The organism is Proteus sp. G2675 (assembly GCF_963886535.1).
In the GTDB taxonomy this organism is placed as follows: Bacteria; Pseudomonadota; Gammaproteobacteria; order Enterobacterales; family Enterobacteriaceae; genus Proteus; species Proteus mirabilis.
Genome location: NZ_CAWPCB010000033.1, coordinates 1 through 3,027, shown reverse-complemented (window position 1 = coordinate 3,027; position 3,027 = coordinate 1). Strand labels below are relative to the sequence as shown.

The 3,027-nt window shown below is 49.1% G+C and carries 1 protein-coding gene; it reads right to left on the bottom strand.

The genetic code is table 11. From position 1 onward, the window contains the following. Positions 1 to 3,027, bottom strand: a 3,027-nt coding sequence (locus tag AACQ49_RS09055; protein ID WP_237612812.1) for a DUF6531 domain-containing protein, incomplete at both ends; no start/stop codon positions are given.

Below are 3,027 nucleotides of genomic sequence, written 5' to 3'. Positions count from 1 at the left end.
TATCTCGCCATTGCATTTGTTGTAAATGCCCAGAGCCGTAATACAGGTATTCAAATGCCCGTTGATGGGGCAACTCGGTGCGAGTGATATTACCCAGCACATCATAGTGATGCTGATAATCACCGCGGGCACTGGCTTCTCGAACCAACTGCCCCACTTTATCGTAGGTAAAGGTCAGGGTGTCTTGATACTCTACGCGGGCGGTGGTGCCGGTGCGTTCGGCTTCAAACCATACCGCCATGGGGACTCGGCGTAATGTCACACTCAAAGGTTGATAAAGGTATTCCGTGCGATAATCGGCGTTTTCTCGAAACAGCAACCGTCCCACTTTATCGTAACCAAAGGTGGTCACCTGCGGGGATAAGGGTATCGGCGTATCAACGCAAGGCCCCGGGGTGGTTTTTATCTGGGTGACATTCCCCATCACATCGTACTGATAGTGCTTTTGTTGTCCGATAAGATCATGTTCATCAGTTAAACGATGCAAGGCATCATACTCAAAGCGGTACTGCTCGCCCTGTTCATTCTCCAGCGCCTGCATGCGCCCGAAAGTATCATAGTGAAAATGCAACCAATGCCCTGCCGGATCGCGTCGGGCTATCACTTGCCCACGACGGTTACGGCGCAACAGAATATGGCGCTCTCCGGCATCCGTTATTCCCACTAATTGCCCGGTGGCATCATAGTCATAATGGTTTTCTGTCCCATCCGGCAAGCACTCTGTTAACAACAATCCCGCTTCACTAAAGGTGTAAGTCGTGGTTTCATTCTGTGCATTGGTCAACGAGCGAAGTTGTCCCCAATCATCGTAGGTCAAGGTGGTGGGATAACCCGAACAGTCCCGTTGCTCGATTAACTGACCGCGGGCATTATAGCGATAGTGGGTTTCATTACCCTTAGCATCCACTTGCCCCAGACACAGGCCTTGGTCATCCCACGCCAAACGCGTGATATGGCCAAGCGGGTCAATCACACGACGAATATCGCCGTGCTCATTGTACTCCCAATGCCAAGCCGCCCCATTTGGCAAGGTTTGTGCCGTGGGAAACGCAAAATCTTTGTCCCAATCATAGCAAGTCGATTGTTGTTCGGGATCTGTCGATTGAGTTAAATTACCGCGCTCATCATAGGTATACCCCCATTCACTGCCATCTGGGGCTATTGCTTTCGTTAATAAGCGACTGGTATCCCATTCAAACCACCACGTTTCATTCAATGCATTGGTGTATTCGATAATTTGCTGTTGTTCATTCCAGCGACGGAAGGTGGTTTCGCCCCCCGTTTCCACGGTGGTGAGGGTTCGTTGAGCTAAATCATAGGTCAGTTCGGTATGCTCTAAACAGCGTTTACCGTCTTTAAGCCAGTGCTCAACCACTCGCCACTCAGGTTCATTGTCTTCAATGGTAAAGGCATCAAAACGTTGCCAACGATAATGACTACTGACCCCTGTGGCATATTGGTGCATGGCCATTAAACCCGATTCATCATCCCAGCCAAAACGACGAGTCACTCGCTTATCCGCATTAGTGACTTGCACTAAACGCTGTTGTGCATCATAAGTATAAGTGACCAGCGTTTTTTCTTCTTGTCCTTGGTGGCGGGTCACCGACTGTAAGCGTTGGGTGATTTCATCATAATGTAACCGGATATCGGTCAGATACGCATCATCATGAATTTGTACCAATTCACCGTCATTAGCATAGCGGTAGTGTAAAGCGTTATTATGACGATCAGCACTTTTCATTAAGCGCAGTGTATTGATTTTATGTGGATTGGCTTCGAAAAATTGATAATCACCTTCCGCCGATTCAACAAGGAAAAGATTGTTTGTCGTGCGATAGACGGTAAAGCCTTCATCTTGATAGAACACTTTCTGACCAAGGGCGATTTTTCCTAACGCTAAACGCCTCCCCGACATGTCATGATAATAAATGTTTTCATTCTCAAGCCCTTTACCCGTGTCGTCAATTGTCAAAAAGACATCAAACGGCATCGCCCAACCGCGTCCTAAACGATTTTCACCCGTATTACGACTTTGGTAAATACGCGACCAGACTAACGGGTACACACCATCAATAATAAAATCGGTGTCATCCTCTCCATTTAGGACTTTCGCCCCCGTAGCCGCATGCACGGGGTGACGCACACTATTAAAGGCTTGGGTCACCGAGGCGACTACCATACTGCCCACTGCGGTACTGGCGATTTCACTCACCAAAGTACAGCCTACACTATTCAAACACTGTTTAATCGCCTTGAGTCCCCCTCTGCGAAACAGGGTAGACGCCGCGCCAACAGCAAGGCCACCTAGAATTTCACCAAACATTTCGGCAAAGGGGTTACGCCCACTCATAATATCGCGTACCACCACACTGCCACCGCCAATACGCACAATCCCTTTTTCTTGCGTATCACTGATTTTGGCTTCACAAGTGCTTCTATCACCGTTACGACACGCCGGTTGGCTATTAATTTGGACTTTTTTCGACCCTTCGGCTAAAAAGTAAGGGGCGCTAGCACAATGCCATTTATCGCACGTGATGGTATCCAAAGGCATAGGTTCAGCATTCGGGTGTTTCGCAGCTTTTACTGGGGAAAGAATACTGTCAAAAAAGCCTTGCTCTGGAGAAGGGTATTCGGGAAACTCGGAGGGATCGAGCGCTATGGGTGCCGCATTGTTGGTTTGGCTCCCTAGCACCTTACCCGCCAGTAAAGAAAATGCCCCAGTCGTCATCATGGCGGTATTTTTCAATACGCGTAAGGCAATCTCGGTGCCTTTTTCTTCTTTCGGTGGGGTATTATCTGCCGCAATTGAGGCTAATAGTACGGGTGACGGTAATTTTCCCGCTGCGCGAGCGGCTCCCTTGCCTTTGACACGTACATTTTTCGAGCCTGTATCGATTTCACCATCAGGGTTACTTAGCCCGAATAAGCTATCGATCCCATCCGCGACCCAATCAGCGGCATCATCAATCAATCCACCGATAGTAAAGCCCGCCGCCAGCCCTGCACCGGCAAAAATGGCCG